The organism is Actinophytocola sp., assembly GCF_045807065.1.
Lineage (GTDB): Bacteria > Actinomycetota > Actinomycetes > Mycobacteriales > Pseudonocardiaceae > Actinophytocola.
The window spans coordinates 1-5,802 of record NZ_JBJMIE010000430.1 but is presented as its reverse complement, the minus strand read 5'-3'; the positions used below and the strand labels follow the sequence as shown (position 1 = coordinate 5,802).

At 71.4% G+C, this 5,802-nt stretch carries 5 protein-coding genes; 4 read left to right on the top strand and 1 reads right to left on the bottom strand.

Annotated elements, in window-relative coordinates:
- The 4 genes from ACJ73U_RS25230 to ACJ73U_RS25215 all read left to right on the top strand — a co-directional run.
- On the top strand, nt 1–750 hold a 750-nt coding region (locus tag ACJ73U_RS25230), incomplete at its 5' end, for an SUMF1/EgtB/PvdO family nonheme iron enzyme (RefSeq protein ID WP_407780185.1).
- A 3-nt stretch (nt 751–753) separates the two neighbouring features.
- Entirely contained in the window at nt 754–1,500 is a 747-nt protein-coding gene (egtC, locus tag ACJ73U_RS25225) for an ergothioneine biosynthesis protein EgtC (RefSeq protein WP_407780184.1), read from the top strand.
- Complete coding sequence (gene egtD, locus ACJ73U_RS25220) at nt 1,497–2,462, top strand: L-histidine N(alpha)-methyltransferase (protein WP_407780183.1); 966 nt, start codon at nt 1,497–1,499, stop codon at nt 2,460–2,462. The genes egtC and egtD overlap by 4 nt, the downstream gene beginning before the upstream one ends.
- A 154-nt stretch (nt 2,463–2,616) precedes the next feature.
- Nucleotides 2,617–3,561 (top strand): DNA-3-methyladenine glycosylase family protein, encoded by a 945-nt coding sequence (locus tag ACJ73U_RS25215; protein WP_407780182.1) that lies wholly within the window; start codon nt 2,617–2,619, stop codon nt 3,559–3,561.
- Nucleotides 3,562–3,693: 132 nt separating this feature from the next.
- Here ACJ73U_RS25215 and ACJ73U_RS25210 read toward each other — a convergent pair.
- A partial coding sequence (locus ACJ73U_RS25210; protein WP_407780181.1) for an aconitate hydratase occupies nt 3,694–5,802 on the bottom strand: 2,109 nt, incomplete at its 5' end.

Sequence of the window (5,802 nt, the reverse complement as noted above, 5' to 3'; positions counted from 1 at the left end):
CCGTGGGCGCTGGACAACGAGCGCCCGGCACACGCGGTCGACCTGCCGGCGTACTGGATCGACACCGCCCCGGTCACCAACGGGCAGTACCTCGAGTTCGTCGAGGCGGGCGGGTACGACGACCCCCGGTGGTGGACCGAGGAGGGCTGGGCGTACCGGGTGAAGGCCGACCTGACCGCGCCCCGGTTCTGGCTGCGGGACGGCTCGGGCTTCCTGCGCGACCGGTTCGGGCACGTCGAGCCGATCCCGCCGGACGAGCCGGTCGTGCACGTGTGCTTCCACGAGGCCCGCGCGTACGCCACCTGGGCGGGCAAGCGGCTGCCGACCGAGGCGGAGTGGGAGAAGGCGGCCCGCTTCGATCCCGCCACCGGCCGGTCCCGCCGCTTCCCGTGGGGCGACGAGGATCCCGGTCCCGAGCACGCGAACCTGGGGCAGCGGCACCTGTCGCCGGCGCCGGTCGGCGCGTACCCGGCGGGTGTCTCGCCGCTGGGTGTGCACCAGCTGGTCGGTGACGTGTGGGAGTGGCTGGACACCGACTTCCACGGCTACCCGGGCTTCGAGGCCTTCCCGTACCGGGAGTACTCGGAGGTCTTCTTCGGCGGTGACTACAAGATGCTGCGGGGCGGCTCGTTCGGCACCGACCCGGCCGCGTGCCGGGCGACCTTCCGCAACTGGGACCACCCGATCCGGCGGCAGATCTTCGCCGGGTTCCGGTGCGCCCGCGACGCGGGCCGCGAGGAGCTGGCCTGAGCGGTGTGCCGGCACCTGGCTTACGTCGGCGAGCCCGTGCGGCTCGCCGACCTGCTGCTCACGCCGCCGCACTCGCTGCTGCGCCAGTCCTGGGCGCCGTGCGACATGCGCGGTGGCGGCACCGTGAACGCCGATGGCTACGGCATCGGCTGGTACACGGGAGGAGCTGACCCCGTCCGGCTGCGCCGCGCCGGTCCCATGTGGACCGACGCGGCGCTGCCGGGGCTGGCCTCGTCGGTCGTCACCGGCGCCGCGCTGGCCGCGGTCCGCTCCGCCACGATCGGCATGCCGGTCGTGGAGACCGCGTGCGCGCCGTTCACCTCCGGCCCGTGGCTGTTCAGCCACAACGGACTGGTGCGCGGCTGGCCGTCCTCGGTGGCCGGGCTGGCCGAACGGCTGCCCGTGACCGACCTGTTGCTGATGGACGCGCCGACGGACTCGGCGCTGCTGTGGCTCCTGCTGCGCGCTCGCCTGACCGCCGGCGAGGAACCGGCCGACGCGGTCGCCTCGGTCGTGACCGAGGTGGCCGCGGCCGCGCCGGACTCGCGGCTGAACCTGTTGCTCACCAACGGTTCGGCGATCGTCGCCACCGCGTGGACGCACGCCTTGTGGGTGCGTGCCCTGCCCGGCGCCGTGGTGGTGGCGTCCGAACCGTACGACGAGGACCCGAGCTGGCACGAGGTCCCCGACGGGCACCTCGTGACGGCCACACCGTCCAGCGTGGACATGACGAGAGTGGGGGAACCATGACCGACCTGACCGTGCACCTGACCCAGGACGACGTCGTCCGGGCCCTGCGGTCGGACGTCCTGACCGGCCTGACGGCGGCCCCGAAGACCTTGCCGCCCAAGTGGTTCTACGACGCGCGGGGGAGTGAGCTGTTCGAGGCGATCACGCGCCTGCCCGAGTACTACCCGACCCGCGCCGAACGGGAGGTGCTGACCGACCGCGCCGACGAGATCGCGGGGTTGACCGGCGCGCACACCCTGGTGGAGCTGGGCTCCGGCTCGTCGGAGAAGACCCGGCTGCTGCTGGACGCGTTGCGCCGCGCGGCGACCCTGCGGGAGATCGTGGCGCTGGACGTGTCGGGCTCGGCGCTCGAGGCGTCCGTCGCGGTCCTGCGCGCGGACTACGCCCCGGCGACCGTCCACGGCGTGGTCGGTGACTTCACCCGGCACCTGGCCCTGCTGCCCGGTGACGTGCCGCGCGTGGTGGCGTTCCTGGGCGGCACGATCGGCAACCTGGTCGCGGCCGAACGCGCGAAGTTCCTGTCCGCCCTGCGGGACACCCTGCAGGCGGGGGAGTGGCTGCTGCTGGGCACCGACCTGGTCAAGGACCCGGCGACGCTGGTCGCGGCGTACGACGACGCGGCGGGCGTGACGGCGGAGTTCAACCGCAACGTCCTGCACGTGCTGAACCGCGAGCTGGACGCGGACTTCGACGTGCCGGCCTTCGAGCACGTGGCGCGCTGGGACGAGAAGGAGGAGTGGATCGAGATGCGCCTCCGCGCCACCAGGGCGATGCGGGTGCACGTCCGCGCGCTGGACCTGACCGTGCCGTTCGCCGAAGGCGAGGAGCTGCACACCGAGGTCTCGGCGAAGTTCCGCCCGGCCCGCGTGGCGGCGGAGCTGACCGAGGCGGGCTTCACCCTCACCAGGTGGTGGACCGACAGGGAGGGCCGCTTCGGCGTCTCCCTGGCACAGGCCACATAGTGGGGACAGGGGGCCATGACCCGTCACGGCCCCCTGTGCGCTCGCTCCGCACCGGCGACGTGGGTGCGCCCGCCCGAGAACTTTCCCGAACGAAAGTCCCTTTCGTACACCCACCCCGGCCTTTTTGTCGGTGCCCCCCGGCACAGTGCACACCATGACAACCTTCGACCAGATCACCTGGTTCACCCTGACCGTCGACGGCCCCTTCGACCTGACGGCGAGCGCGAGGTTCCTCGAGGGCTTCGCCCCGGCCGCCCGCGCCGACGCGGCGTCGACCCCCGGCGAGCTACGCCTTGCCTTCCCGGTGGCACCCAGCTGGCGGCCCGTCGGCGCCCTGGTGCGACAGCTCGCGCCGAACGGCCCCGTCCGCGTGGCGATCCGAGCCGATCCGGCCGATGTGGACGCCACACTGGCGGCCGTCCGCCGTGTGCTGTCCATCGACGTGCCCGGGTCCGGGTTTCCTCAGATCGGCGCCCGCGACCCGGTGGTGGGCGAGCTGCAGAGACGCTACCCGGGCCTGCGGCCGGTGGCGTTCTACTCCCCGTACGAGGCCGCGTGCTACGCGGTCCTCAGCCACCGGGTCCGCATGACGCAGGCGGCGACGATCAAGCACCAGCTGGCGATCCGCCTCGGCGACTCGGTGGACGTGCACGGCGTGACACTCCCGACGTTCCCGTCCCCGTCGGCACTGCTGGCCCAACCACGCGTGCCGATGGTGAGCGAGGTGAAGAGCGACCGCCTGAAGTCGATCGCCGAGGCGGCCAGGGACGGCTGCCTGGACGCCGAGGAGCTGCGGTCCCTCCCGCCCGAGGAGGCGTTGGCACGCCTGAGGAAACTCCCCGGCATCGGCCCGTTCTCCGCGGAGCTGATCCTCCTGCGCGGCGCCGCCCACCCGGACGCCTTCCCCGAGGCGGAACAACGCCTCCACGACGAGATGAGACACGCCTACCAGGCCAGCACGAAGCAGGACCTGATCGAGATCGCCGAAGGCTGGTCGCCCTACCGCACCTGGGTCGCCCTGCTCCTGAGAGTCAACCGAGAGGAGGAGACGGAGGAGATCGCCACCGGCAGGAGGATCACCCGCTCACGGACAGCCTGACGGCACACACCACGACCACACTCCGGCGACCACGCTCGCCGGAACACGGAAAGCTCCCCGCCGGGAGCGCCCGCTCCTTGACAACAGCGGTGCCGGCGACTCGCGACGAGTCGCCGGCACCCACAGAGTGAATCAGCTGTTGACCATCTTCCGCAGGACGTACTGCATGATGCCGCCGTTGCGGTAGTAGTCGGCCTCACCGGGTGTGTCGATGCGGACGACCGCGTCGAACTCCTTCGTGGTGCCGTCCTCGTGGGTGGCGGTCACCTTCACGGTGCGTGGGGTGCCGCCGTCGTTGAGGGCCGTCACGCCGCGGATCGAGTACGTCTCGGTGCCGTTGAGGCCCAGCGACGACGCGGACTCGCCCTGCGGGAACTGCAGCGGCAGCACGCCCATGCCGATCAGGTTCGACCGGTGGATGCGCTCGAACGACTCGGCGATGACCGCCCGCACGCCGAGCAGCGAGGTGCCCTTCGCCGCCCAGTCGCGGGACGAGCCGGAGCCGTACTCCTTGCCGGCCAACACGACCAGCGGCACTCCGGCCTCGGCGTAGGCGACCGAGGCGTCGTAGATGGTGGTCTGCTCCCCACCGGCGAGGAAGTTTCGGGTGAAGCCGCCCTGCACGTCGTCGAGCAGCAGGTTGCGCAGGCGAATGTTCGCGAACGTGCCCCGGATCATCACCTCGTGGTTGCCGCGGCGGGAACCGTAGGAGTTGAAGTCCTTGCGCTCGACACCGTGCTCGGTCAGGTACCTGCCGGCCGGCGAGTCCTGCTTGATGGCGCCGGCGGGGGAGATGTGGTCGGTGGTCACCGAGTCGCCGAGCAGGGCCAGCACGCGGGCGTCCGCGATGTCCGTGACGGGCACGGGCTCCGGCGCCATGCCCTCGAAGTACGGGGGCTTGCGCACGTAGGTGGAGTCCGCGTCCCACTCGAAGGTGTCGCCGGACGGCGTCGGCAGCGACTGCCAGCGCTCGTCGCCCGCGAACACGTCCGAGTAGTCCTTCGTGAACATCTCCGACGAGATCGCCGACGACACGACGTCCTGGATCTCCTGCGGCGACGGCCAGATGTCCGCGAGGTACACCGGCTCGCCGTCGGGCCCGGTGCCCAGCGGCTCGGTCGTGATGTCCTTGTCCATCGACCCGGCCAGCGCGTACGCCACGACCAGCGGTGGGGACGCCAGGTAGTTCATCTTGATGTCCGGGTTGATCCGGCCCTCGAAGTTGCGGTTGCCGGACAGCACGGACACCACGGCCAGGTCGGCGTCGTTGACGGCGGCGGAGATCTCCTCCTGCAGCGGTCCCGAGTTGCCGATGCACGTGGTGCAGCCGTAGCCGACCAGGTGGAAGCCCAGCTTCTCCAGGTACGGCAGCAGACCCGCGCGCTCGTAGTAGTCCATGACCACCTTCGAGCCCGGCGCCAGCGTCGTCTTCACCCACGGCTTGCGGGCCAGGCCCTTCTCGACGGCCTTCTTCGCGAGCAGCGCCGCGCCGATCATCACCGACGGGTTCGACGTGTTCGTGCACGACGTGATCGCCGCGATCGCCACCGCGCCGTGGTCCAGCTCGAACTCGGCGCCGTCGAGGGTCACCTTCGTCGGCTTCGACGGCCGGCCCTCGGCGCCCTCGGCGGCCGTGTAGTGCACGGGCTTGCCCTCACCGTTGCCGCCGCTGCCGTAGGCGGGGGCGTCGGAGGCGGGGAACGTCTCCTCCACCGACTCGTCCACCTGCGAGTGGGGCGCGTCGGAGGTGTACGAGCCGAGCGCGCCGCGGAACGCGTTCTTGGCGTCGGACAGCGCGATCCGGTCCTGCGGCCGCTTCGGACCCGCGATCGACGGGACCACCGTGGACAGGTCGAGCGTCAGCGTCTCGGAGTAGGCGGGCTCGACCGATGCGTCGTGCCACAGGCCCTGCTCCTTGGCGTACGCCTCGACCAGCGCGACCTGCCGCGCCGAGCGGCCCGTGAACTTCAGGTACTCGATGGTCTCGCCGTCGATCGGGAAGATCGCGCAGGTCGAGCCGAACTCGGGGCTCATGTTGCCGATCGTGGCGCGGTTCGCGAGCGGCACGGCCGACACGCCGGAGCCGTAGAACTCGACGAACTTGCCGACCACGCCGTGCTCGCGCAGCATCTCCGTGATCGTCAGCACCAGGTCGGTCGCGGTCGAGCCGGCGGGCAGCTCACCCTCCAGCCTGAAGCCGACCACGCGTGGGATGAGCATCGACACCGGCTGACCAAGCAT

Coding starts and splice junctions, on each gene's coding strand:
- ACJ73U_RS25215 (WP_407780182.1), top strand. CDS start 2,617: ATGACAACCTTCGACCAGATCACCTGGTTCACCCTGACCGTCGACGGC.
- egtD (WP_407780183.1), top strand. CDS start 1,497: ATGACCGACCTGACCGTGCACCTGACCCAGGACGACGTCGTCCGGGCC.